23 protein-coding genes are annotated in these 25040 nt (G+C 70.2%); 20 read left to right on the top strand and 3 right to left on the bottom strand.

Features of this window, described 5'->3' with window-relative positions:
* The first annotated feature begins 33 nt into the window (after nt 1–33).
* The 7 genes from gatB to EI982_RS08935 all read left to right on the top strand — a co-directional run bounded on the left by gatB (nt 34) and on the right by EI982_RS08935 (nt 9357).
* On the top strand, nt 34–1524 hold the full coding sequence (gatB, locus tag EI982_RS08965; protein ID WP_157689376.1) for an Asp-tRNA(Asn)/Glu-tRNA(Gln) amidotransferase subunit GatB: 1491 nt from the start codon (nt 34–36) through the stop codon (nt 1522–1524).
* A 100-nt stretch (nt 1525–1624) separates the two neighbouring features.
* The gene (locus EI982_RS08960) at nt 1625–4141 is read left to right on the top strand and encodes a DNA topoisomerase I (protein WP_157689375.1); all 2517 of its coding nucleotides are present in this window, start codon (nt 1625–1627) and stop codon (nt 4139–4141) included.
* 74 nt (nt 4142–4215) lie between these two features.
* A complete protein-coding gene (locus tag EI982_RS08955; protein ID WP_157689374.1) occupies nt 4216–4932 on the top strand; it encodes a phosphoglycerol geranylgeranyltransferase in 717 nt (238 codons plus the stop codon).
* Between the two features lie 64 nt (nt 4933–4996).
* A complete protein-coding gene (locus EI982_RS08950) occupies nt 4997–6097 on the top strand; it encodes a mandelate racemase/muconate lactonizing enzyme family protein (protein WP_157689373.1) in 1101 nt (366 codons plus the stop codon).
* A gap of 198 nt (nt 6098–6295) precedes the next feature.
* Complete coding sequence (aspS, locus tag EI982_RS08945) at nt 6296–7597, top strand: aspartate--tRNA(Asn) ligase (RefSeq protein ID WP_157689372.1); 1302 nt, start codon at nt 6296–6298, stop codon at nt 7595–7597.
* Between the two features lie 102 nt (nt 7598–7699).
* Nucleotides 7700–8557 (top strand): pantoate kinase, encoded by an 858-nt coding sequence (locus tag EI982_RS08940; protein ID WP_157689371.1) that lies wholly within the window; start codon nt 7700–7702, stop codon nt 8555–8557.
* Nucleotides 8558–8595: 38 nt separating this feature from the next.
* A complete protein-coding gene (locus EI982_RS08935; protein ID WP_157689370.1) occupies nt 8596–9357 on the top strand; it encodes a 4-phosphopantoate--beta-alanine ligase in 762 nt (253 codons plus the stop codon).
* A gap of 53 nt (nt 9358–9410) precedes the next feature.
* On the opposite strand, the gene EI982_RS08930 is transcribed toward EI982_RS08935, so the two are convergent.
* Together EI982_RS08930 and EI982_RS08925 are read right to left on the bottom strand one after the other, a co-directional pair.
* Nucleotides 9411–10481 carry a molybdopterin-dependent oxidoreductase gene (locus EI982_RS08930; protein ID WP_157689369.1) on the bottom strand — a complete coding sequence of 357 codons (1071 nt, stop codon included), beginning with the start codon at nt 10479–10481 and terminating at the stop codon, nt 9411–9413.
* A 38-nt stretch (nt 10482–10519) separates the two neighbouring features.
* Nucleotides 10520–11680 carry a pyridoxal phosphate-dependent aminotransferase gene (locus tag EI982_RS08925; RefSeq protein WP_233255320.1) on the bottom strand — a complete coding sequence of 387 codons (1161 nt, stop codon included), beginning with the start codon at nt 11678–11680 and terminating at the stop codon, nt 10520–10522.
* 77 nt (nt 11681–11757) lie between these two features.
* On the opposite strand from EI982_RS08925, the gene EI982_RS08920 reads away from it, so the two are divergent.
* The 12 genes from EI982_RS08920 (at nt 11758) to EI982_RS08870 (ending at nt 22672) form a co-directional block, all read left to right on the top strand.
* Complete coding sequence (locus EI982_RS08920) at nt 11758–12507, top strand: class I SAM-dependent methyltransferase (RefSeq protein ID WP_157689368.1); 750 nt, start codon at nt 11758–11760, stop codon at nt 12505–12507.
* 33 nt (nt 12508–12540) lie between these two features.
* Nucleotides 12541–12654 carry a FimD/PapC N-terminal domain-containing protein gene (locus EI982_RS18740; protein ID WP_233255319.1) on the top strand — a complete coding sequence of 38 codons (114 nt, stop codon included), beginning with the start codon at nt 12541–12543 and terminating at the stop codon, nt 12652–12654.
* Between the two features lie 88 nt (nt 12655–12742).
* Nucleotides 12743–14836, top strand: coding sequence for a methionine--tRNA ligase (metG, locus tag EI982_RS08915; protein WP_157689367.1), 2094 nt, complete (start codon nt 12743–12745; stop codon nt 14834–14836).
* Nucleotides 14837–14891: 55 nt separating this feature from the next.
* Nucleotides 14892–16646, top strand: coding sequence for a pyruvate kinase (pyk, locus tag EI982_RS08910; protein ID WP_157689366.1), 1755 nt, complete (start codon nt 14892–14894; stop codon nt 16644–16646).
* Between the two features lie 49 nt (nt 16647–16695).
* Complete coding sequence (locus EI982_RS08905) at nt 16696–16896, top strand: DUF7312 domain-containing protein (protein WP_157689365.1); 201 nt, start codon at nt 16696–16698, stop codon at nt 16894–16896.
* A 52-nt stretch (nt 16897–16948) separates the two neighbouring features.
* A complete protein-coding gene (locus EI982_RS08900) occupies nt 16949–17548 on the top strand; it encodes an NfeD family protein (RefSeq protein ID WP_157689364.1) in 600 nt (199 codons plus the stop codon).
* A gap of 39 nt (nt 17549–17587) precedes the next feature.
* Complete coding sequence (locus EI982_RS08895; protein WP_157689363.1) at nt 17588–18112, top strand: transcription factor; 525 nt, start codon at nt 17588–17590, stop codon at nt 18110–18112.
* Nucleotides 18112–18780, top strand: coding sequence for a DUF2110 family protein (locus EI982_RS08890; protein ID WP_157689362.1), 669 nt, complete (start codon nt 18112–18114; stop codon nt 18778–18780). Before EI982_RS08895 ends, EI982_RS08890 begins: the two co-directional genes overlap by 1 nt.
* 3 nt (nt 18781–18783) lie before the next feature.
* A complete protein-coding gene (locus EI982_RS08885) occupies nt 18784–19584 on the top strand; it encodes a DUF5803 family protein (protein ID WP_157689361.1) in 801 nt (266 codons plus the stop codon).
* A gap of 41 nt (nt 19585–19625) precedes the next feature.
* On the top strand, nt 19626–20357 hold the full coding sequence (locus EI982_RS08880) for a competence/damage-inducible protein A (RefSeq protein WP_157689360.1): 732 nt from the start codon (nt 19626–19628) through the stop codon (nt 20355–20357).
* Between the two features lie 144 nt (nt 20358–20501).
* On the top strand, nt 20502–21560 hold the full coding sequence (locus tag EI982_RS08875; protein WP_157689359.1) for an ATP-NAD kinase family protein: 1059 nt from the start codon (nt 20502–20504) through the stop codon (nt 21558–21560).
* Nucleotides 21561–21640: 80 nt separating this feature from the next.
* Nucleotides 21641–22672: a phosphate signaling complex PhoU family protein gene (locus EI982_RS08870; protein ID WP_157689358.1), complete on the top strand. Its 1032-nt coding sequence runs from the start codon at nt 21641–21643 to the stop codon at nt 22670–22672.
* Here EI982_RS08870 and EI982_RS08865 read toward each other — a convergent pair whose 3' ends face one another.
* Nucleotides 22673–23851 carry an LEA/WHy family protein gene (locus EI982_RS08865; RefSeq protein WP_157689357.1) on the bottom strand — a complete coding sequence of 393 codons (1179 nt, stop codon included), beginning with the start codon at nt 23849–23851 and terminating at the stop codon, nt 22673–22675.
* Nucleotides 23852–23961: 110 nt separating this feature from the next.
* Between EI982_RS08865 and EI982_RS08860 the strand changes: the two genes are divergently transcribed.
* A complete protein-coding gene (locus tag EI982_RS08860; protein ID WP_157689356.1) occupies nt 23962–25035 on the top strand; it encodes a phytoene/squalene synthase family protein in 1074 nt (357 codons plus the stop codon).
* The last annotated feature ends 5 nt before the right edge of the window (nt 25036–25040 follow it).

Below are 25040 nucleotides of genomic sequence, written 5' to 3'. Positions count from 1 at the left end.
AGCCTTTAGCCACCGCCGGTACAACCCCGCACAATGACTGCGCAGGCGCTCCAGCAACGTGATCTCGCGGTCGTCATCGGGCTGGAGGTCCACGTCCAGCTCGAGACCGACACGAAGATCTTCTGTGGCTGTTCGACCGAGTCGGCCGACGACGAGGGGCCCAACACCCGGACCTGTCCCGTCTGTCTGGGCCTGCCCGGTGCCCTCCCGGTCCTCAACGAGGCGGCCGTCGAGGCCGCGGTGAAGGTGGGGAAGGCGCTCGACGCCGAGGTCGCCGAGGAGACCCGGTTCCACCGCAAGAACTACTACTACCCCGACCTGCCGAAGAACTTCCAGATCACGCAGTACGACGCACCGATCTGTGCCGACGGCTCCCTGGAGGTGAGCGTCGAGGACGAGCGCCGCGAGGTCGGCATCGGCCGTGCGCACCTCGAGGAGGACCCCGGGAGCCTCCAGCACGAGGGCGGCAACATCGAGACGGCCGAGCACACGCTCGTCGACTACAACCGCGCGGGCACGCCGCTGATGGAAATCGTCACCGAGCCCGACTTCCGGGGGCCGGCCGAGGTCCGGGCTTTCCTCGCGAAACTGGAGGAGGTCCTGGAGTACCTCGGCGTCTTCGACGCCTCGCGCGACGGCAGCCTCCGGATCGACGCCAACATCTCGCTGGTCCCGGCCGACGAGATGGACGGCGACGGCGACGTCGACGAGGCGGCGCTCGAAGCGGCCAACCGCACCGAGGTGAAGAACATCTCCAGTCACAAGGGCGCGGAGCAGGCACTGGCCTACGAGGTGACCCGCCAGAAGAACGCCGTCGAGCGCGGGCGAGAGATCGAACAGGAGACGCGCCACTGGGACGAGAGCCGGGGGATCACCGTCTCCATGCGCTCGAAGGAGGAGGAGAAGGACTACCGCTACTTCCGCGAGGCGGACCTCCCGCCCCTGCAGGTCGCGGACTGGAAGGAGCGGATTCCGATCCCGGAGCTGCCGGACGCGCGCCGCGAGCGCTTCCGCGAGGAGTACGGGCTCGACCCCGAGGCGGCGTCGAAGCTCACGTCGACCAAGGAGGTGGCCGACTTCTTCGAGACCGTCGCGGACCGCTTCGATCCCGGCCTCGCGGCGACGTGGGTCGCCGACGACCTGCTGGGCGAACTCAACTACCGCGACATGCGGGTCACGGACGTCGAGGGGCGACTCGACGAGTTCGCCCGCCTGATCGAACTCGTCGACGCCGACGAGATCACGGAGAAGAACGCCCGCGAGGTGGTGTTGCGGACGATGCTCGACGAGGGCGAGGACCCGGACACCGTCGTCGAGCGCGAGGGACTGGGCAAGGCGGGCGACGACGCCGTCGCCGCCGCCGTCGACGCGGCCATCGAGGAGAACCCCGACGCCGTCGAGGACTACCACGACGGCGAGGGTGGCGCCCTCAACTTCCTCGTCGGGCAGGTGATGAGCAAGACCGGCGGGAGCGCCGACCCCGGGACGGTCAACGGCCTGCTCCGCGAGCGCCTGGACGAGTGAGCGGCCGCGGGGGCGCTCCGTGTCCCCAGTTCACACCACTCACGTCCGGTGATTACGCCCCACGAAAGCTTTAGGCGTGCCCTCGGCGTACGGCAGGTCGATGAAACGCGGCCCCGAGTTGATCGTCACGGAGAAGGACAACGCCGCCCGTCGCATCGCGGACATCCTGAGCGACGGGAGCGCGGAGAGCGACCGCGTCAACGGCGTCAACGTCTACAAGTGGGGTGGCAAGCGCTGTATCGGCCTGTCGGGGCACGTCGTCGGCGTCGACTTCCCGCCGGAGTACGGCGACTGGCGCGACGTCGAGCCGGTCGAACTCGTGAGCGCGGACGTCGAGAAACGGCCGACCCAGGAGAACATCGTCGCGGCGCTCCGGCGGCTGGCACGCGACGCCTCGCGGATCCACATCGCGACCGACTACGACCGCGAGGGCGAACTCATCGGGAAGGAGGCGTACGAACTCGTCCGCGAGGTCAACGAGGCGGCGCCAGTCGATCGGGTGCGGTTCTCCTCGATCACCGACCGCGAGGTGCAGGAGGCGTTCGCCGACCCCGACGACCTCGATTTCGACCTCGCGGCCGCGGGCGAGGCCCGGCAGATCATCGATCTGATGTGGGGCGCCTCGCTCACGCGCTTTCTCTCCCTGTCGGCCCGGCAACTCGGCGACGACTTCATCTCCGTCGGCCGGGTCCAGGGTCCGACGCTGAAGCTGATCGTCGATCGGGAACGCGAGATCGACGCCTTCGATTCCGAGGACTACTGGGAACTGTTCGCCGCCCTCACGAAGGACTCGGAGACCTTCGAGGCGCAGTACTTCTACCTCGATGCGGACGACAACGAGGCCGAGCGCGTCTGGGAAGAGGCGCGGGCCGACGCGGTCGACCGGACCCTGTCGGCGGCGTCGACGGCGACCGTCGACGAGGTGCGCCGGCGCACCCGGACCGACGATCCGCCGGCGCCGTTCAACACGACGCAGTTCATCCGCGCCGCGAGCGGGATCGACTACTCCGCCCAGCGCGCGATGAGCATCGCCGAGGACCTCTACACCGCGGGCTACGTCACCTACCCCCGGACGGACAACACGGTCTATCCCGAAGACTTGGAGCCGCGGGCCCTGCTCGACGCGCTGTCGGACGGCCCCCGGTTCGGCGACGACGCCGCCGACCTGCTCGACGCCGACGAGATCACGCCCACGGCCGGCGACGAGGAGACGACCGACCATCCGCCGATCCACCCGACCGACGAACTCCCCTCGCCCTCGGACCTCTCGGAGGACGAGTGGGTGGTGTACGAACTCGTCGTCCGCCGCTTCCTGGCCACCGTCGCGGACGCGGCGACCTGGGAACACCTGCGCGTCGTCGCGGCCGTCGACGGCGACGACGAGGACCTCCGCCTGAAAGCCAACGGCAAGCGCCTCGTCGATCCGGGCTACCACGCCGTCTATCCCTACCGCTCGACGACGGAGAACTACGTCCCCGACGTCGCCGAGGGGGAGGAACTCGCGGTGACCGAGGCGCGCCTCGAAGCCAAGCAGACCCAGCCGCCGCGCCGGTACGGGCAGTCCCGACTCATCGAGACCATGGAGGACATGGGCATCGGGACGAAGGCGACGCGACACGACGTGATCCAGAAGCTGTACGACCGGGGGTACATCGAGGGCGATCCGCCCCGGCCGACCCGGCTAGCCCGAGGGGTCGTCGAGGCCTCCGAGGAGTTCGCCGACCGCATCGTCAGCGAGGAGATGACCGCCCGACTGGAGGAGGACATGCAGGCCATCGCCCGCGGCGAGGCCGACCTGGACGAGGTGACCGACGAGTCGCGGGAGATCCTCGAACGCGTGTTCGACCGCCTCGAGGACTCCCGGGAGGCGCTCGGCGATCACCTCCGCGAGTCGCTGAAGGCCGACAAGACCGTCGGGCCGTGTCCGGAGTGTGGCGCGGACCTCGTGATCCGGCGGAGCCGCGGGGGCTCCTATTTCGTCGGCTGTGACGGCTACCCCGACTGCGAGTATACGCTCCCGCTCCCCTCGACGGGCAAGCCCATCCTCCTCGACGACGTCTGCGGGGAGCACGGCCTCCACGACGTGAAGATGCTCGCCGGGCGGAAGACGTTCGTCCACGGCTGTCCGCTGTGTGCGGCCGAGGCCGCCGACGAGGAACCCGACCTGATCGTCGGGCCGTGTCCGGAGTGTGGCGCGGACCACGACGGCGAACTCGCGGTCAAGCGCCTCCGCTCCGGCGGCCGACTCGTCGGCTGTACGCGCTACCCCGACTGCGAGTACTCCCTCCCGATGCCTCGCCGTGGCGAGGTCGAACGCGTCGAGGAGACCTGCGAGGAACACGGCCTCCCGGGCCTGCGGATTACCTACGAGGATGCTGACCGCGAGCCGTGGGATCTGGGCTGTCCGATCTGTAACTACCGGGAGTACCAGGCCCGGCAGGCGGGGACGGAACTGGAGGCCATCGACGGCATCGGCGAGAAGACCGCCGAGAAGCTGAAGGCCGCGGGCGTCGAGGACGTCGCCGGCCTGAAGGCCGCCGAACCGGACGCGCTGGCCGACGAGATCGACGGCGTCGGCGAGGATACCGTACGAAACTGGCAGGCCGACGCGGACTGACCGTCCGTGGCCGACGGCGGACGAGCGCCACGAGTCGGACCCTTTTTATCGTCTCCGCGGAGTAACCACCTGCAATGACCACGCCGTGGGACGAGTGGGACCACGTCCTCAAGATCGACCCCGACAAGGACCTCGTCGCGGGTGAGACGTTCGAGGACGTCTGTGCCACCGGAACCGACGCCATCGAGATCGGCGGGACGACGGGGATGACCAAAGAGAAGATGGAGACGGTCGTCGACGCCTGCGCGAAGTACGGCGTGCCGCTCTATCAGGAGCCGTCGAACCCCGCGGTCGTCATCGACGACGCCGCGCTCGATGGCTACCTGATCCCGACGGTGTTCAACGCCGGTGACAGCTTCTGGGTCACCGGCGCCCACAAGGAGTGGGTGCGCATCGAGAACGGTCTCGACTGGAGTCGCACCCACACCGAGGCCTACATCGTCCTCAACCCCGACTCCTCCGTTGCGGAGTACACCGACGCCGACTGCGACCAGTCGCCCGACGACGTGGCCGCCTACGCCGCCGTCGCGGAGAAACTGTTCGGCCAGGAGATCGTCTACATCGAGTACTCGGGCACCTTCGGCGACCCCGAGACGGTCGCGGCCGCGAACGAGGCGCTCGACGACGCGACCCTGTTTTACGGTGGCGGCATCGGCGACTACGACGCCGCACGGGAGATGAGCCAGCACGCCGACGTGGTCGTCGTCGGCGACCTGCTTCACGACGAGGGCTGTGCGGCCGTCCGCGAGACGGTCGAGGGCGCGAAGGCGGCCGACGCCGACGCGGAGTGAGCCGGGGACGCCACCGCCGCGGTCGCCCCGTGGTTTTATTCGCCCGCCACCGAACCCCGCGTGCATGGAGATCACCGACGTGCGGGTCGAACGGATCGAGGTACCGCTGGAGCGACCGCTCGGCGTCTCGCGTGGGCGTTCGATGTCGGCCCGCGGGGCGGCCTTCGTCGTCGTCGAGACGGACGCGGGCATCACGGGGATCGGCGAGGGCGTGGGACCGGAGTCGTACATCGTCGAGCGCATCGTCGAGGAGAAGTACGCCCCGCGGCTGATCGGCGAGGACCCCCTCGATATCCAGCGGCTCTGGGAGTCGATGGTGACCGACACCGTGTACAAGGACCTGAAGGGGCAGGGACTGTCCGCGGCCAGCGGTGTCGACATCGCGCTCTGGGACATCGCGGGCAAGCACCACGGCGTGCCCGTCTACCGCCTGCTCGGTGGTCCCGTCGGCGGCGACCTCAAACCGTACGCGAGCGACCTGTTCTGGCAGGACCCCGAGACGATGGCCGAGCGGGCGGGCTCGTACGTCGACCGCGGGTTCGCGGGCGTCAAGACCCACCTCGGACGGGGGATCGACGCCGACGAGGAGCGGGTGGCGGCGATGCGGGACGCCATCGGCGACGCCGAACTGATGGTGGACATGAACTGCGGGTACGACCGCCCGGACGCCCGGCGCGTCGGGCGGATGCTCGAAGACTACGACGTCTACTGGTACGAGGAGCCGCTCTCGCCGTACGACGTGGACGGGCTCGCGGCCCTGCAGGAGGAACTCGCCGTCCCGCTGGCCGCCGGCGAGAACGAGTACACGAAGTGGGGCTTCCGTGACCTGTTCGAGGCGGACGCTGTCGACTACGCGATGCCCGACGTGATGCGTTGTGGCGGCATCACCGAGGCGACGAAGGTCTGTGCGCTCGCGGAGGCCCACGGGACGGTCGTCTCCCCCCACTGTTTCACCACCGGCGTCGGCCTCGCGGCGACGATGCACGTCGTCGCGGCGTCGCCGGCCTGCGAGTGGCTGGAGTTCGACCCGACCGACTTCCCCGTGTACGAGGCGCTGTTCGAGACGCCGCCCGAGCTGGAGGACGGCCGCATCGCCCTCCCCGAGGAGCCCGGACTCGGCGTCTCGCTCGACGAGGACGTGATCGGCGAGTTCCGCGTCGACTGATACTGTTTATCGTAAGTCATTACCGGTGGTTCGCCAGAACAGTTCGGCGAACCACCGGTACACAGTCACAATAACCGTATGAGCGGGCGTGGCCGCGAGCGGCCGTCGCCGCCCCGGTCGACGGGACGGCCGTACGATGCCCCGGACGAGCGACCGAAAACGGCCGCGTTTAAGGTACGGGGACCGATACGGGTGGGTATGGAAAACCGAACGCACACGGCCGACGTGGCCGCCGGCGAGACGGCGACCGTCGCCGGCTGGGTCCACGAGATCCGCGACCTCGGCGGCATCGCCTTCCTGATCCTCCGGGACCGCACCGGCAAGCTCCAGATCAAGTTCGAGAAAGACGAGATGGACGAGGACCTCGTCGAGACGGGGCTGGACGTCCACCGCGAGAGCGTCGTGACCGTCACCGGCGCCGTCGAGGAGGAGCCGCGGGCGCCGACGGGCCTGGAGATGGTCCCCGACTCCCTCGACGTGTTGGCCGGCGCCGACCCCGAACTTCCGCTCGACCCCTCGGGGAAGGTCGACGCCGAACTCCCGACCCGGCTCGACAACCGCACCCTCGACCTCCGCAAGCCCGAGGTGAAGGCCATCTTCGAGATCCGGAGCGAGATCCTGCGGTCGGTGCGGGAGTACTTCCGCTCGGTCGGGAGCACGGAGATCAACACGCCGAAGATCGTCGCCACCGGCACGGAGGGCGGCACGGAACTGTTCCCGATCACCTACTTCGGGCAGGAGGCCTTCATGAACCAGTCGCCACAGCTGTTCAAACAGCTGATGGTCGGCAGTGGCCTCGAACGCGTCTTCGAGATCGGTCCCATCTTCCGCGCCGAGGAGCACAACACGCCCCGCCACCTCAACGAGGCGACGATGATCGACTTCGAGTCGGCTTTCGTCGACCACCACGAGGCGATGGACGTCTGTGAGGGGACGCTCAAGGCGGCCTACGAGGGCGTCGCCGAGAACTGCGCCGAGGAACTCGAACTGCTGGGTTACGACGACTTCGCGGTCCCCGAGGACGACTTCCCGCGGCTCACCTACGAGGAGGCCATCGAGCGGGTCAACGCCACGGGCGAACTCGACGAACAGCTCGTCTGGGGCGACGACCTGCCGACCGAGGCCGAGAAGGCGCTCGGCTCGGACGTCGGCGGCCACTACTTCATCACCGACTGGCCCTCCGAGATCAAGCCGTTCTACATCCAGGACTACGACGACGACCCGCAGCTCTCGAAGGGTTTCGACCTGATGCACCCGCGGATGGAGCTCGTCTCGGGCGGGCAGCGCGAACACCGCTACGACGAACTCGTCGCCGGCTTCGAACAGCAGGGTCTCGACCCCGAGCAGTTCGACTACTACACCCGGATGTTCCGCTACGGGATGCCGCCCCACGCCGGGTGGGCCTACGGCGTCGAGCGGCTGGTGATGACGATGCTGGATCTGGACAACATCCGCGAGGCTGTCCTGTTCCCGCGAGACAGGCAGCGTCTGAGCCCGTAGGGCGACCCCCGCTCCGCCGATCGAATCATCGCTCGAATCCTCCGTGACGGTCGCGGCGCCGTTCCGACAGGGCTTAACGACCCCCGGCCCGTCGTCGGTGACATGAGCGAACAGTCGCGGGGGGCCGACGCGACGGCGTTCGTCCCCGGTCACGTCACCGGCTTCTTCAGCCCGTATCCCGACGACGACCCCGAACGGGCGGGGTCGCGCGGGGCGGGGGTGACCCTCTCGGACGGCGTCCGCGTGACGGTGCAGCCGGCCGACGACGCGCCGCGGATCACCCTCGACGGCGAGGACTGTCCGATGGCGGCCGTGGAGACGGTGCTCTCGGCGCTCGACGTCGCCGACCGGGCGCGGGTTATCGCGGAGGGCGACCTCCCGCTCGGGACGGGGTTCGGCGTCTCGGGGGCGATGGCCCTCGGGACGGCGCTCGCGGCCAACCGCGCCTTCGGGTGCGAGCGGTCGACGAACGCCCTCGTGACCCTCGCCCACCGGGCGGAGGTGGTCGCGGGGACCGGCCTCGGCGACGTGGTTGCACAGGCCCGCGGCGGGGTGCCGATCCGTCTCGACCCCGGCGCGCCCGCGCACGGTCGACTCGACGCCGTCCCGGAGCGGGCGCGCGTGGAGTACCTCACGCTGGGTGACCTCTCGACGGCGGCGGTCCTCGCCGGCGACACCGACCGGCTGGTGACCGCGGGTGAGGCGGCCCTCTCGCGGCTGGTGGATCGGCCGACCCTGTCGACGCTGCTCGACGAATCGCGGCGCTTCGCCGACGAGACGGGGCTGGTGACCGACCGACTCGCAGAGGTCCTCTCGGCCGTCGACGACGCCGGCGGGCGGGCTTCCATGGCGATGCTCGGGGAGACGGTGTTCGCACTCGGGTCGGGGCTCTCCGACGCGGGCTACGACGCGACGGTCTGTCGGACCTACGACGCGGGTGCGCACCTCGCCGACGACTGATCGGGGCGCTTTTGTTCGGCCCGGCGTATCGGACGCGCATGGTCGAGGCCGAGATTCCGGCGGATCACCCCCGTCACGACTCGCTGGTGACCCGCCACCGCGTCGAGGCGGGCGTCGAGAAGGGCATCACCAGCCGGCAGGGCCTCATCGCACAGGGTCGTGGCGAGGCCTTCGACTACTTGCTCGGCGAGCGGACCATCCCCTCGGCGGACGCGGCGGCGCGGGCGGCTGCTGCCCACCTCCTGCTCGCCGATCATCCCGTCGTCGCCGTGAACGGCAACGCGGCGGCGCTCGTCCCCGCGGAACTGGTCGACCTCGCCGACGCCGTCGGGGCCGACCTGGAGGTGAACCTGTTCAACCGGACGGACGAGCGGATACGGGCCATCGCCGACCACCTCCGCGAGCACGGCGCACGCGAGGTGAAGGGGATGGCCGCCGACGCCCGCATCCCGAACCTGGCCCACGAGCGCGCGAAAGTCGACGCGGACGGTATCGCCGACGCCGACGTCGTGTTGGTGCCGCTGGAGGACGGCGACCGCGCCGCGGCCCTCGCCGACCTCGGGAAGGTCGAACTCGTGATCGATCTGAACCCGCTGTCGCGGTCGGCGCAGGTCGCGGACGTCCCGATCGTCGACAACATCCTGCGTGCGGTCCCGCGGATCACGGCACACGCCCGCGACCTGGCCGACGCCGACCGGGCCGAACTGGAACGGCTCGTCGCGGAGTTCGACCCGGACGCGACGCTCGCCGCCGCCGAGCGCGCCATCCGGGGCGGCGACTTGGACTATAGTAGCGGTTGAAATCATCGCACATCCGATCGTACGCAGTCCGGCGATCGGATGTGTGAACAGTTTCAACCGCTACTATAGAACCCGCTGACGAAGACGGCGAGCCACTGGCGCGGATCGGGCCGTCGACGGACCTCCACCCGTTCGATCCACTTCACCCACTGGAAGCCGCGGCGATCCGGGGCGACGAGACGGAGCGGGTAGCCGTGGCCGTGGTCGAGCCGTTCGCCGGAGAGATGCGTCGCCAGCAGGGCCTCCCGGGCCTCCGGCAGCGGGAGGCTCCACCGGTAGCCCGTCACCGAGTGGACCGTCACCCACGCGGCGTCGGCCGTCGGCTCCGCGGCGTCGACGAGCGTGCCGAGGTCGAGCCCCCGCCAGTCGCGCTCGGCGTACCACCCGCTCGTACAGTCGAGGAGCGCCCGCCGTTCCGTGGCAGGTTGCAGGTCGTCGACGCCGAGTGCCAGCGGGCGGGCGACCCGTCCGTCGACGGTCAGCGTCCACGCCGCCGGCTCGACGGGCGCCGGGTCGTCCACCACCCAGCTCGTGACCGGGAGGTCGCTCCCGGCGTCGAGTTCGCGCGAGCCGGTGAACCGCCGGGACGCGGCGGGCGTTTCCAGCAGGGCCGCGAGCCGTCGCAGAATCCACGCCGTCGCGCCGCCGGCGGCCACAAGCGCCGCGTACTGGAGCGCGACCCGGCGGTCCCGGACGTCCCGGCCCCGGAGCGGGCGAAAGCGCGACCGCAGGTGCACCAACAGGAGAGGTCCGACAAGCAGGCCGAACAGGATGTGGAGGTTGAGGAGCGTCCAGACGCCGAGCGGCGCGGTGACGCCCAGGGCCCACCCGACGCCCGTCGCGCCGGCGGCCACGGCGACGGCCGCGAGACAGACGGAGAGTGGCGTGGCGCGGTCCCAGGCCCGCCGGTCGCGGACGCGGCCGGCGACCCGGCGGAACTTCGCCGCGAGGAGCGGGAGGAGCGACAGCCCGGCGACGGCGTGGATCCAGAAGACGGCGGCGTCCGACGGGTGGCCGAGCCAGAAGCTCGTGACGCCGGTCGCGACGGCGACGCCGACGGCGGCGAACAGCGACCAGTCGACGATCCGCGGGGGTGGAGCGAGTTCGCCGGGGACCGACACCATGTGTGACGGTACCGTCCACCGGGCAAAAACCCGTCGCGCTACCGGGCGTCGTCGATGGCGCGTTCGAGCCGATCGAGTCCCGTCTCCAGACGGTCGAGGCTGTTGGCGAAGCTCAGGCGAACGTGGCCGTCGCCCGCCTCGCCGAACCCGTCGCCGGGCGCGAGGACGACGCCGTACTCCCGGAGCAGGTGCTCCGCCATCTCCAGGCTCGTCCCCGGCAGGTCCGGATCGAGGAAGGCGTAGAACGCGCCCTCCGGTCGGGGACAGGTCAGGCCGTCGATGGTCGCGACCCGGTCGACGACGTAGTCGCGGCGCTCGCGGAAGGCGTCGTACATGTCGGCGGCGGCGTCCTGGGGCCCGGTCAGGGCCGCGAGGGCGGCGTGCTGGCTCACGCTCGACGCACAGGAGGTGGTCGACTCGTGGATCTTCGTCGCCTGATCGACGATGTCGGTCGTCCCCGCGAGCCACCCCACCCGCCACCCGGTCATGGCGTAGCGCTTCGAACAGGAGTTGACCGTGAGGACGTTCTCGGGGTGGCCGGTCATGGCGGCGACACCCTGGGGGTCGCGCCCGTAGGAGAGGCCGAGGTACACCTCGTCGGCGACGACGTAGGCGTCGTGCTCGGCGGCGGCGTCGACGACGGCGTTGACGGCGTCGGCGTCGTACGTCCGTCCCGTGGGGTTGTTGGGCGAACAGAGGATCACGAGCGCCGTGTCGGGGCCGATGGCGTCGACGAGGCGGTCGGCGTCGAGGGCGAACCCGTCGTCGGCGGGCATCGGGACCGGCGTGGGGACGCCGTCGGCCATCCGAACCTGAACCCAGTAGTTGGGGAATCCGGGCGTCGGGAAGACGACCTCCTCACCGGGCGAGACGGTACAGAGGGCGGCGAGGTGTAGCGCCTCCATCCCGCCCGCGGTGACGATCACCTCGTCGGGAGCGACTTGGACGCCGTAGTCGTCGGCCATGTGGTCGGCGATGGCCGCTCTGAGCTCCGGGTTGCCGGCGTTGGTGGTGTAGCTCGTGTGGCCGTCCCGCGCGGCCGTGCAGGCGGCGTCGACGACGTGTTCGGGCGTCTCGAAGTCGGGAATGCCGACCTCCAGTCGCACGAGGTCGTCGTCCATCTCCTCGGCGATGTCGAACATGTAGCGGATGCTGGAACGCTCGACGGCACGGACGCGGTCGGTGGGTCCGAGTGTCATAGTCGGCGGTGGCCGGGCGGGCGCAAAAGGCGTTCGATCCCCGTCAGCTACATCCCCCCGCGGCCTCGACTCCCTCCATGGCATCCCGACCGCACTTCTTCGGCGTCTACCACTGGCGCGAACGCCTCCCCCGAATCGCCGCCGCGGCGGTTCTCCTCTGGGCCGCCGTCGTCGCCTACCGGCGCGGGGGGCGGACGCTCCGGGCCGTCGCCGTCGGCGTCGCGGCGGGCGCGCTCTACCGCGGCGGCGACGCCGCCCGCCGCCTCTGTTCGCCGGCCCCGTGGGCGCTCGACCGCGCCAAGTACGACGCGCTGGGGTCGATCCTGTCGCTCGAGGACGCCGACCGCGTCCTCGACGTGGGGTGTGGCTCCGGGCGGTCGATCGTCGGCCTCGCGCCATCCCTCCCCGACGGCACGACGGTGGTCGGCCTCGACCCCTTCGACGACCGGGTGATCCTCGGCAACGGCCCGGCGCTGGCGCGACACAACGGGGCGCTCGCGGGCGTCGACGTGTCGCCGGTCGCGGGCGACGCCGCCCGCCTCCCCCTCGCGGACGGGTCGGTCGACGCCGTCACCGCCTGTCGGGTCCTCCACGACGTCCCCGAGGAGCGGCGGGCGGCGGCGTTCGCGGAACTCCGACGGGTGTGTGCCGACGACGGCGTCGTCGGCCTGCTGGAACTGCCGATCACGCCCGACGGCGTCGACGACCACGTGGCGTACTGGCGGGGGTGTCTCGAGGACGCGGGGCTGACCGTCGAACGCGTGGCGACCGTCGAACGGCCGACGCGGGAGGGGACGTACGTCGCCGTCGCGGCGACGCCGGCGTGACCCTCGACACCGGCGACACCCCCCCGGGGTGACGTGATCGTCGTCGGCTACCCCGCCGTCGACAACCCCGAGGACCCCGGCGAGTACGAGGTCGAGGTACGACTGAACGGCGAGCGGACCGCCACCGGGACGGTCACCATCGAGTAGCCGCCGACGCTCGTGGGGCGGCCCGAACGGGGCGGCGGTGTCGTCCGGAACCGGCGGGCTTTAGGCGCCCATCGCCGACTACACGCGTATGAGCCACGAGGAGTTCCCCACGGATCGACCGGCGGTGGTGACCTGTGGGTTGCCCTACGCCAACGGCGACCTCCACATCGGCCACCTGCGAACGTACGTCGGCGGGGACGTCTACGCCCGCGCCCTGCGCAAACTGGGACAGGAGACGGCCTTCGTCTCCGGATCGGACATGCACGGGACGCCCGTCGCGGTCAACGCCGAGGAGGCGGGCGTCTCCCCGGAGGAGTTCGCCCTGGAGTGGCACGAGACCTACGCGGAGACGTTCCCGAAGTTCGGCGTCGAGTTCGACAACTACGGTCACACCCACGACGAGACGAACGTCGAACTGACGACCGAGATCGTGCGGGCGCTGGCGGACAACGGCCACGTCTACGAGAAGGAGATCATGGTGGCCTACGACCCCGCCGAGGAGCAGTCGCTCCCGGACCGATACGTCGAGGGGACCTGCCCGTACTGCGGGGAGCGGGCCCGCGGCGACGAGTGCGACGAGGGCTGTGGCCGTCACCTCGAACCCGGGGAGATCGAGGACCCCGAAAGCACCATCACCGGCAACCCCGCGGAGTACCGCGAGCAGACCCACAAGTTCTTCCGCGTCTCGGCGTTCCAGGACTACCTCGCCGAGTTCATCGACCGCCTCGAGGGGACGGCAAACGCGAAGAACCAGCCCCGGGAGTGGATCGAAGGGGAGCTCCGCGACTGGTGTATCACCCGCGACATGGACTGGGGGATCGACTACCCGGAGGGCGAGGAGCCACGCTCCTCGGAAGACCGGATGCAGTCCGGTGATGGCGAGGGAGCGGACGATCTGGTCCTCTACGTCTGGGTCGACGCCCCCATCGAGTACGTCTCCTCGACGAAGCAGTACACCGAGCGCGTCGGCGCCGACGTCTTCGACTGGGAGGACGCCTGGAAGGGCGACGGGGAGGTGGTCCACGTCATCGGTCGCGACATCATTCAGCACCACACCGTCTTCTGGCCCGCGATGTTGCGGGGCGCCGACTACGGCGAACCCCGCGCCGTGATGGCGAGCGGGTTCATCACGCTCAACGGCCAGGGCTTCTCCACCTCGCGCAACCGCGCCGTCTGGGCCGACGAGTACCTCGACGAGGGCTTCCACCCGGACCTCCTGCGGTACTACCTCGCCACCAACGGCGGCTTCCAGCAGGACGTGGACTTCTCGTGGGAGCGGTTCCGCGAGCGCGTCAACAACGAACTCGTCGGGACGGTCGGCAACTTCGCCTACCGATCGCTGCTCTTCGCCCACCGCGAGTTCGGCGGGACGCCCGACGCCGACCTCTCGGCCGAGGTGCGCGAACGCATCGAGGACGCCGTCGACGAGTTCGCCGCCGCAGTCAACGACTACTCGGTACGGAAGGCGGGCGACGCCGCCGTCTCGCTCGCGGCCTTCGGCAACGAGTACATCCAGCAAAACGAGCCGTGGAACCTCGTCGACGACGACCCCGAGCGGGCGGCACAGGTGCTCCGGGACTGCGTGCAGGTGTCGAAGGCCGTGGCCGTCCTCTTCGCGCCGGTCGCGCCCGGCACCTGCGACCGCCTGTGGTCGCAGGTCGGCGGCGAGGGGTCGGTCCACGACGTGACCGTCGACGCCGCGCTCGAACCGCCGGCCGCCGAGTTCGACGCCCCCGACGAACTCTACGAGAAGATCCCCGAGGAGCGTGTCGAGGAACTCAACGCGAAACTCGAAGCGCGCGTCGAGGAGGCCGAGGGCGAGGACGACGGCGACGCCGCGGTCGACCTCGATCCCCTCGAATCCGAGCGGATCGGCTTCGACGAGTTCCAGGACCTCGACATGCGGGTCGGCGAGATCCTGGCGGCCGAGGGGATCGAGGGAGCGGACGACCTCGCGCGACTCGTCGTCGACATCGGCGTCGAGGAGCGACAGATCGTCGCGGGCATCAAGCAACTCCACGACCTCGACTCCCTGCCCGGGACGCGAGTGGTCGTGCTGGCGAACCTGGAGCCGGCGGAACTGTTCGGCGTCGAATCCAACGGGATGGTGCTCGCCGCGGGCGAGGGGGCGGACCTCCTGACGACGCTCGAGGACGCCGACCCCGGCGAGCGGGTGCGGTAGGCGACCGCGATCGGTGCCGACCGGCTTTTTCACCCACCCCGTCGAAGGGAGCGGTATGCGACGGGCAAAGATCGTCTGTACACTGGGCCCCGCCTCCGACGACCGGGCGACGATCCGCGAACTCGCGGACGCCGGGATGGCCGTGGCCCGCCTCAACGCGAGTCACGGCACCCACGAGGACCGGGCGGCGCTGATCGAGCGGGTCCACGAGGTCGACGCCGCCATCGACAACCCGCTCTCGGTGATGCTCGACCTCCAGGGTCCGGAGGTCCGGACGGCCCCCCTCGACGACCCCATTCACCTGGAGACCGACTCGACGGTCCGGTTCGTCGAGGGCGACGCGGCGACACCCGAGGAGATCGGGCTCTCCTACGCCCTCGGCGCGGTCGACCCGGACGACCGCATCCTCCTCGACGACGGCCGGATCGAGGCGCGCGTGACGGCCGTCGACGGCGACGTCGTGACCGCCCGCGTCGTCTCCGGGGGCGAACTCGGGAGCCGCAAGGGGGTGAACGTCCCCGGCGTCGACCTCGATCTGGACGTGGTGACCGAGCGCGACCGCCGGGACATCGAGGTCGCCGTCGAACGGGGCGCGGACTTCGTCGCGGCGAGTTTCGTCCGCGACGCCGCCGACGTCCTCGCCGTGACCGACGCCATCGAGAACGCTGGCGGCGACATCCCGGTCGTCGCGAAGGTCGAGCGGGCGGGGGCGGTCGACAACGTCGACGAGATCGTCGCGGCGTCCTACGGCGTGATGGTCGCCCGGGGCGACCTCGGCGTGGAGTGCCCGCTCGAAGACGTGCCGATGGTGCAAAAACGGATCATCGGGACCGCCCAGGACGCGGGCGTTCCCGTCATCACCGCGACGGAGATGCTGGACTCGATGGTCTCGGCCCGGCGGCCGACCCGGGCGGAGGCCTCGGACGTGGCGAACGCGGTGCTCGACGGCACCGACGCGGTGATGCTCTCGGGCGAGACGGCCATCGGCGACCACCCCGTCCGGGTCGTCGAAACGATGGACCGCATCGTCCGGGAGGTCGAGGGGAGCGCGGAGTACGACGAGACGACCGAGGGGCGAGTGCCCGCGGCCGCCGAGGAGTCCCAGACGGAGGCGCTGGCGCGCGCGGCGCGGTATCTCGCCCGCGACCTCGGGGCGGCGGCCATCGTCGCCGTCTCCGAGTCGGGCTATACGGCCCGCGCGACGGCGAAGTTCCGACCGAGCGTCCCCGTCGTCGCGACGACGCCGCGGGATCGGGTCCGCCGCCAACTCGCGCTCTCGTGGGGTGTCGACTCCCAGTACGCCGCCTACCGCGACGACATCGAGGGGATGATCGACGCGGCGGTCGACGCCGCCATCGACGCCGGCGCCGCCGAGAGCGGCGACACCGTGGTCGTCCTCACGGGGATGATGACGGAACTGGAGGGGACGAACACGACGAACACCCTGAAGGTCCACGTCGCCTCCGAGACGGTCGCGACGGGCCGGAACGTCGTCAACGGGCGGGTCGCCGGCCCCGTCTTCCGCTGTCCGGACGGCGACCTCTCGAACGCCCCCGAGGGTGCCATCGTCGTCCTGCCGGCCACCTTCGACGGCCAGTTCGCGGGCGACACCGGTCGCATCGGCGGGATCGTCGACGCCCGGCCGGGGATGACGAGCTACGCCGCCGTGATCGCTCGGGAGCGCGGCGTGCCGATGGTCAGCGGGGCGCCGCTCCCGGACGAGGTCGCCGACGGCACGACCGTGACGGTCAACGCCGACCGGGGTGTCGTGTACGAGGGCGACGTGACGCCGCGCGAACACCAGCGGTGAGCCGCCGCGGGTCGGTATCCCTTTCAGTGACCGGCCGCTACCGACGGGCATGAGCGCCGTTCCGGAGGAGGACCGCGAGGACGACGAGTCGCAATGGCGGTTCGCCCTCGACGAGGTGGGCGAGGACGCCGAACCCGACGCGCCGGACCCCATCGAACCGGAGACGCCGTCCCTGGAGAACGCCGCCTTCGTCCTCCTCGGGGTAGCCCTCTCGATCCTGCTCTTCTATGCGGCCCTCGCCGGGCTGTGAGTGTGGCCGGCGGGGCCGGTAGTATAAACGCCCGCGGCTCAAAGGCGAGGACATGGTCGTCGCCACGAGCGTCCTGCAGGCGGGGATCGAACTCGGTCCCCAGACCCTTCCGCTCCTCCTGGTGATCGCGGGGCTCGGCCTGTCCATCGCGGAGGCGATGGCACCGGGTGCACACTTCGCGGTCCTGGGTGTCGCCTTGCTCGGGGCCGGCATCGTCGGCCTGTTGCTGGGACCGATCGCCGGGCCGCTCGTCCTCGCAGTCCTCGTTCTCGTCTTCGGGGGCCTGGCGCTCGCGGGCTACCGCCGGTTCGACCTCTACGGGGGCGCGGGCTCCGGGCGGACGAGCGACTCCAACTCGCTCCGTGGCCGGACGGGACGCGTGACCGAACGGGTGACCGAGGGGTCGGGGGAGGTGAAACTCGACCGCGGCGGCTTCAACCCCAACTACAGCGCCCGCGCGCTCGACGGCGAGATTCCCGTCGGCGCGGAGGTGCTGGTGGTCGACCCCGGCGGCGGGAACGTGCTCACCGTCGCCTCGCTGGACGAGATGGAAGACGACATCGACGCCGAACTCGCTAGGGAGCGAGCCACGACGGCGGCGGAAGCGGACGACGGGGAGTCAACCGGCGAGGAGGAGTCGGAACGGGCCTGACCGTGGCGTTTAAACCGACGCCGGTCCGAACGGAACGTAATGGCTTTTGAGGAGCTGCTGAGCGATCCGGTGATCCAGAAGTACCTCCACGAACTCGTCGGGCCGACGGGGATGCCGGTCGCCGCCGCGCCGCCGGACGGGGAGGTGACGGACGAGGAACTCGCCGAGGAGTTGGGGTTGGAACTGAACGACGTGCGCCGTGCCCTGTTTATCCTCTACGAGAACGACCTCGCCAGCTACCGCCGCGTCCGCGACGAGGACTCGGGGTGGCTCACCTACCTCTGGACGTTCCAGTACGAGAACATTCCGGAGAACTTGGAGGAGGAGATGCACCGGCTGCTCGACGCCCTGGAGGAGCGTCTCGAGTACGAGCGAACCCACGAGTTCTACCTCTCGGAGCCCGCGGGCATCCGCTTCGAGTTCAGCGAGGCCATGGAGTTCGACTTCCAGTGCCCGGAGACGGGCGCGCCGCTCGAACCGATGGACAACGACGACCTCGTCGAGGCGACCGAACGCCGGATCGAGGAACTTCAAGGCGAACTCAACGTGGAAGTCACCCGCTGATGGTCGTCCTCGCAACCAAGTGTTACGTCGAGGGGTCGGCTCGCGAGCGGGCGCTCGACGGGATGGACGCGCTGGTCGACAACGCGGTCGGCGACCTGGACGTGGAGTGGGAGGTTGGCGTCCGCCACGACGACTTCGTCTCGGTGACGATCACGGGCGACGACGCGGTGGCCGCGCGCAACGCCCTCGGCGAGGAGTGGGGGGCGATCGGTACGGGCTTCGAGGACGGCGAGACCTACGTCGGGACGCTCGAATCCTGGGACGACGAAGGGGTCGTCCTCGACGCGGGCGAGCGGGTCCGGATCCCGGCCGACGAACTCGGCCTCGGCCAGGGGTCGCCGTCACAGATCCGGGACCGGTTCGGTCTCGTCCAGCACCTTCCCCTGCGCTTTACCGCGGGCGATCCGCCGCGGCTGGCCGACGCCGAACGCGACCGGCTGTTCGAGTGGACCCGCGGCGACAACGGCCGACTGAACGTCAACAGCGCGACGCGGGGCGAGGTGCGGGCGACGATCAACCGCGCCGGGCACGCCCGCGACATCGTCACCGTCGAACGGCTCGGGTTGCTCGAACAGAGCGTCGTCTGTGCCGAGGGAACCGACCCGCCGGGGCTGCTCGCCAGCGTCGGCGAGTACCTCCCCGCGGAGCTGAAGTGTGTCATCCCCTGATCGATGAACCGCCGCCAGTTGCTCCCGCTGATCGGGCTCGTGGCGCTGGTCGTCACCTCGGGCTGTGCCGGCTTCTTCGGCTCCCAACCCATCTCCAACGAGCAACTGGACGAGGAGCCACCGGCCCCGTACGTCTGGGACAACGAGGTGAACGCCCACATCACGATCACCGAGAACGCGCGGTTCCAGGCGGTCTACCGGCTCGACGACGAGCGGATGGAGCTGTTCCGCCGCGACGGCTTCGGCGGTCGGAACGCCATCCCCGTCTCGGCCGTCCGCTATCGCTACCCCAACGGGACGGTGATCACGGGGACGGAACTCGTCGCCCGCGGCGGGTCGATCAACCGCTCGCGCGAGCGGGTGTCGGTCGTCCTCCCCGACGACGCCCCGAGCGACGGCGGCGGCCGCCTCGCCTTCACCTCCTCCAGTACGCCCAAGCGGTTCAGCCTCCCGACGTTCGTCAACGGCTCGTACGCCGTCGTGTTGCCCCCGAACCGCCGGGTCGAGGTGTTCCCGTTCGGGACGGTCAATCCGCGCGGCTACGAGGTAGAGACCGACGGCGACCGGCGGATCATCCGCTGGGATGGCGTGGAGGCCGACTCCGTCTCGGTGCAGTTCTACCTGCAGCGCGACCTGCTGATCTTCGGCGGGGCCGCGGCCGGCCTGACCGTCGTCGGCATCGCGGGCGCGCTCTACTACAAGCGACGGATCGACGAACTCCGCGAACGGCGGGAGGAACTCGGCCTCGACGTCGAGACCGAGGACGACGAGTTCCGCGACGACCCGCCGCCCGGGATGGGGTAGCCGTCGCGAGCCTTTTCACCTCGCCCCGTCTACGGCGCCACATGCGAGTCGCGGTCGTCACCGTCGGCGACGAACTGCTCTCCGGGGACACGGTCGATACGAACGCCTCGTGGCTGTGTGACCGGCTCGACGACCGCGGGGTGTCCGTCGAGCGGATCACGACCGTCCCCGACCGGGTCGCCGACATCGCCCGCGTGGTCAACGAGTACCGCGCGGAGTACGACGCGGTCATCGTCACGGGCGGCGTGGGCCCGACCCACGACGACGTGACCATGGACGGCGTCGCGGCGGCGTTCGGTCGGGCGGTCGTCCCCAACGAGGCGGCCGCGGCGTGGATCGCCGACCACGGCGACTACTCGGCCGACGACCTGACCGAGGGGACGACCCACCTCCCCGAGGGCGCCCGCCTGCTCCGGAACCCGGAGGGGGTGGCCCCGGGGGCCGCCCTCGAGTCGGTGTACGTCCTGCCCGGGGTCCCCGCCGAGATGAAGGCGATGTTCGAGACGGTCGCCGGGGAGTTCACCGGCGAGCGGGGATACGTCGAGGAGGTCCACACGACCGAACCGGAGAGCGCACTCATCGACCGTCTCGACGGGGTGCAGGAACGGTTCGACGTCTCGATCGGGAGCTACCCCGGCGACTCGGTCCGGTTGAAGGTGATCGCTGCCGACGCGGCGACGGCCCGCGACGCGGCCGACTGGCTCCGCGAGCGCGTCGATCTAGCGACGGAGGTAGAGCAACCAGAGCAGGGTGACGGCGAGACTGGCCAGTAGTACCACCGCGCCGGTCGCCTCGATGGGGAGCGGTTCCCCGGACTGTAGCGGGAGCATGGTCGCCCCTATCGCCGGCAGTCGCTTAAACGTTCGTCACGCCGCCCGCGTGGGGAGACTTTTGCCCGTCCCGACGTAGCACACACCATGCGACTCGGGTTCCTGGTCAATCCCATCGCGGGCATGGGCGGACGGGTCGGCCTCAAAGGCACGGACGGAAAAGTCGAGGAGGCGCGCGCCCGGGGTGCCGACCCGCGCTCGCCGGACCGGGCGCGACGGGCGCTCGACGCCCTTCACGACCGCCGTCCCGACGCGACGGTCCTGACCTGGGGCGCGCCGATGGGTGCCGACCTGGCCCGCGAGGTCGGTTTCGACCCCGAGGTCCTCGGCGCTCCCGCGGGCGCGGAGACGACGGCCGCGGACACCCGCGAGGCCGTCGCTGCGTTCGTCGACGCGGGCGCCGACCTCGTCTGCTTCGTCGGGGGCGACGGCACCGCCGCTGACGTCGCCGACGCTCTCGAGGGGACGGACACGCCGATGCTCGGCATCCCCGGCGGCGTGAAGGTTTACTCGTCGGTGTTCGCCGTCTCGCCGGAGGACGCCGCCGACGTGATCGACACCTTCGAGCGGACCGAGCGCCGGGAGGTGATGGACATCGACGAGGACGCGTACCGCGAGGGGTCGGTCGACCCCGAACTCCGGGCGGTCGCCCGGGTGCCGGTCGGCGAGAACCTGCAGTCCTCGAAGCAGACGGGGAGCGGCAACGTCGAATCCCTGGCCGAGGGGTTCGCCGACGGCGTCGAACCCGGCGTGACATACGTCTTCGGCCCCGGGAGCACGGTCGGCGCCATCGAGGACGCGCTCGGATTCGAGGGGTCACCACTCGGCGTGGATGTGTGGCGCGACGGCGAGGTGCTGGCCACGGACGCCACCGAGTCGGAGATCCTCGACGCCCTCGGCGAACGCAACGTGATCGTCGTCTCGCCCATCGGCGGACAGGGGTTCGTCTTCGGGCGCGGGAACCCACAGCTCTCCCCGGCGGTCGTCCGTCGCTGCGACGTCGAGGTCGTCGCCTCCCGGTCGAAACTCGACGACATCGGACGGCTTCGGGTCGACACCGACGACCCCGAACTCGACGCGGAACTGCGGGGCTGGACCCAGGTCCGGGTCGGCCGGTTCGAACGGCGGCTGATGGAGATCGCCTAAAACCACCGCACATCAACGCCTTTGGTCACGTATAATGGTGCATAGTGAAGATTAAGGTCGTTGGGGGCAGTACCTGTGGTATGGAAACACGGAAAGTCCAACGGCTGGGGCCGTCGACGCTGGCGATGACGCTCCCGGCGGAGTGGGCCAAGGAACACGACGTCGAGAAGGGCGACGAGGTGTCGCTCCGTATGGGTGGGAAGGGGACGCTGACGGTGCTGCCGGAGTCGGCGAGCACCGAGGGATCGACGGCGACCATCCACGCCGACAACCTCGACGCGGGGGCGCTCGAACGCGCCATCGTCGCCCAGTACGTACTCGGGCGGCGCGTCATTCACATCCAGAAGTCGGAGGGCGCCCTCGACAGCGAGCACATCAACGCCGTCTACCGCGCCGAGACGCAGTTGATGGGCCTCGGCGTCATCGAGGAGACGCCAGAGCGGATCGCGATCCGCTGTTCGGTCGACCCCGAGGACTTCACCCTCGACAACCTCCTCGAACGGCTGGAGAACACGGGGAGCACCATGCGCGGCGAGTCGGTCAAGGCGCTGGCCCACGGCAACGCCGACCTGGCCGAACGGGCGCTGAACCGCGAGCGCCAGGCGAACAAGATCTTCGTCCTCCTGCTTCGCCTGATCTTCATGGCGTACCAGAACCCCAACCTCGCCCGCGCGGTCGGCCTCGAGTCCGGCTTCCCCCTCATCGGCTACCGGTCGGTGGCGAAGAACCTGGAACTCACCGCCGACAACGCCGAGGACATCGGCAACATCGCGCTGGACGCGAAGAACAACACCATCGACGTCGACGGTTCGACGATGCGGGCGATCCGCGAGTTCACGGATCAGGTCGACGAGATCACCGTCACCGCCGTCGAGGCCGTCGTCGAACGCGACTACGACAAGGCCATCGCCGTCGGGCGGATGTTCGAGGAGATCAGCGACCGGGAGATGGAGCTGATCCGGAGCCTCCCCGACATGCCGAAGGTCGAACTCCTGCGGACCCGCGAGGTGCTGGTGAGCCTCCAGCAGACCGCACAGTACGCCATGCGCAACGCCGAAATCGCGGCGAACCTCGCGCTCAACGAGGAGTCCGAACACGTCACCATCGAGTAGTCACCGAACCGCGGCCGCCCCGCGCGGCGACCGCACGTCGAGCAGGCCGTCGTCGTCGGTCGGCGGCGGGGTCGGCGTGGGCGCCGGTGTCTCCGTAGGTCCCGGCGTCGCCGTGTCCGTCGGCGTCGCCGCATCCGTGGGCTCCGGCGTCGCCGTCTCCGTGTCCCCACCGTCCAGCAGGCCGTCGTCCGTGGGCGTGGGCGTCCCCTCGTCGTCCGTGGGCGTGGGCGTCGGCGTCGCTTCGCCGTCCACGTCCGTCCCCTCCTCGTTGTCGAAGATGTCCGTCTCGATGGTCTCGGTGTAGGTCAGCGGCGCCAGCGGGATATCGACGGTGCCGGTCGGCAGTTCGACCCGCGCCGAGAAGTCGATCCGTAGCTCGGTCCGCTGGTCGTTCTCCAGGTGGGTGACCCACCACTCGTCGATGTTGCCGTTGTCGAGGGTCGTCGTCGCCCGGATGGTGCGGGTCGACTCCGGCGGGACCGTCCCGTGGCCCTCCGTCGCGCCGGTTCCCATCTCCACGCCGTTCATCGTCGCCCGATAGCTCAGCTCGGAAATCGGGACGGGGTACGGGTTGGGGTTGTAGACGACGAATCGCATGTCGATCTCCGTCGCCGAGGAGTCGACCGTCCCCCACTGGGCGCTCGTCTCCTCGATGTAGAGGACCGGTTCGCCGTTGGGCCCCTCGTCGCCGACGGGGCGGCGTTCGGTGGAGTCGAACGCCGAGATGATGTCCGTCTCGATGGTGCGGGTGACCTTCGGCGCGCCGAAGGAGGCGCCGAGCGCCGACGAGTGGACGTCCGCGTTGACGGCGAGTTCCGTCCGCTCGCCGTTGTTGAGGTGGCTCACCCACCACGCGGGGATGCGCTCGTTCGCGAGGTAGGTCGTCATCGGCACCGTCGACTCCCCGCTGGGGAGCGCGAGTCCCTCCTTGACGCCGGTCGCCATCCGGATGCCGTTCATGTCGATGGCGTAGTCGACGGTGAGGCCCCCGAGGCTGGCGCCGACGGGGTTGGGATTTTGCACCGTCAGGTCGCTCTCGACGACGGTCGTCGTCTCGTTGACACCGCCGAACCGGTTGTCGACCCCCGAGACGGTGGGCTGTCCGAGGACGAAGAACGCGACCCCCGCGAGTAGAAGCACGACCACGACGCCGACGGCGATGGTCCCCCTCGATGGCATACGGCGTGGGTCGGGCGGCCGGGACATACGGCTTGTGGCTTCCGCCGTCGACGCCGCCGAATCGCCCACGAGACTTTTTAACCCCTCGCTCGTAACCCAAACCGCTCCGAATGTCTCGACACGCAGCCAGACCTCCCGGTGACAACACCGACCTCGACTGGTGCCACGAGGCGGTCCAAGGCGTCTCCAGAACGTTCGCGTTGACCGTCGACGTACTCGACGAACCGATGGCGTCGTACATCTGTGTCGGCTATCTCCTCTGTCGCGTTCCCGACACCGTCGAGGACGCCGATCACATCCCGCCGGCCGAACAGGCGCGGCTGCTGCACGAGTACGACCGCGTCCTCGACCCGGCGGCCGACACCGACGCCGAGGCGTTCCGCGCCTCGGTCGACGAGTGGCTCCCGGCACCCGACGAGCGAACCGACGACTGGGAGGTCGTCGCCAGCACCCCGCGGATCGTCCGCACGTTCGAGGGGCTCCCCGACGACGTGCGCGAGGCGGTCACCCCGCCGGCCCGCGAACTCGTCCAGGGGATGGCGATGTTCGTCGAGCGCTACGCCGACGAGGGTGGACTCCGCATCCAGTCCCGCGAGGAACTGGAGGAGTACTGTTACTACGCCGCCGGCACCGTCGGTACCCTCGTGACGAACCTGGTGGCCCGCGGGAACCTCAGCGAGGGGCGTCGCGCACGCCTCTACGACACCGCCGAGGAGTTCGGGCTCCTACTCCAACTGGTCAACGTCGCCAAGGACGTCTACGACGACTACACCGAGGAGGACAACGTCTACCTGCCGGCGGAGTGGCTGGCCGCCGAGGGCGTCCCACAGGAGGAGGTCGTCGCTCCCGAACACGAATCCGGGGCGGCGGCGGTCGTCCGCCGCACCGCGCGCCACGCCCGCTCCTTTCTCGACGACGCCCAGACGTACCTTGAGACGGTGCCGACGACGGACGGCAACACCGTCGCGGCGTGGGCCATCCCCTTCCTGCTCGCGGTCGGGACCCTCCGCGAACTCCTCGCTCGCCCGGAGGACGCCCTCTCCGATACCGGCGTGAAGGTCTCGCGCCAGGAGGTGTTCGCCGTCGTCACCGAGATGACGGGCGCCTCGTCCGGGTCGCTCGAGGACCTCCGCGAGGATATCGCCGGGGAGCCCTACCACCGGGCGCGTGGCGGGGCCGACTGATCCCG

Origin of the sequence: Haloplanus salinarum (assembly GCF_009762275.1) — an archaeon.
Lineage (GTDB): Archaea > Halobacteriota > Halobacteria > Halobacteriales > Haloferacaceae > Haloplanus > Haloplanus salinarum.
This window is presented reverse-complemented; position numbering and strand designations above follow the sequence as displayed.